This window comes from Streptomyces sp. OR43 (assembly GCF_008042275.1).
GTDB lineage: Bacteria > Actinomycetota > Actinomycetes > Streptomycetales > Streptomycetaceae > Streptomyces.
This window is the reverse complement of sequence record NZ_RDBK01000012.1, coordinates 1-766: the sequence shown is the minus strand read 5'-3', so window position 1 is coordinate 766 and position 766 is coordinate 1. Positions and strand designations below refer to the sequence as shown.

Here is a 766-nt window from a genome sequence, read left to right as displayed (position 1 = left end):
CGGGTACGGCGACGGGCGCGAGGCGGGCGTCGCGCGCACCCCGGCGCCGGGCCCGGTCGACCAGGTCCGACGAGGCGCCGAGCACCACGGACGCCGCCCGGGCGGCTCTCCGCTCCAGCAGGTGGACCAGTCGGCGGCGCGCGCCCTCGGCGTGGGTCCTGGTGTGCCAGGTGACGACGAGCGGTACCTGCCGGCCGCCGAGCGCCAGTGCGGCCCGGACGGCGGCGTGCAGTCCGTGCGCGTGCACGACGTCGGCACCCGCGCAGGCGGCCCGCAGCGCGGCGACGGCGGCGGGATCACTGCGCCGCGGCACGGGCGTGAACCGGGCGCCCGTGGCGGAGAACTCGTAGGAACGATCCAGTCCGGCCGGAGCGCAGACGGTGACCTGCACGCCTCGTGCGACAAGTCCGGCGGCCAGCGAACCGACATGGGCGCTGCTGCCCGCACTGCCGCCGCCCAGCACTTGGACCGTACGCAGCTGTGACACGTTCAATGGCTCCCGGGGCTCCCGATCGGGGCGTGACGGCCTCAGCCGCGGCCGTACCTACATCGCCAAGGATGCCAGTCCGTACGCACGTTCCGGCACGACCGCACCCGTACGCCGGTGCGCACCGCGACAAACCGGGCGCGGCGCACCACCCACACGGGTGAAATCCAGGGGGATCCTGACGCCGGGATCCCACCCGCTCGGAGGCCTGCCCGACCGTCCCGCGGCGCCGGGCCCTGCCCGTTCCGGCCCCGCCGAGACGCGGAGCCCCATTCCCTC

1 protein-coding gene is annotated in these 766 nt (G+C 76.0%); it reads right to left on the bottom strand.

Annotated features, from left to right (window positions below):
- Window positions 1–487 (bottom strand): glycosyltransferase family 4 protein (locus EAO72_RS08215; protein ID WP_148016609.1); only part of this gene is annotated, 487 nt, incomplete at its 3' end.
- Between the last annotated feature and the right edge of the window lie 279 nt (window positions 488–766).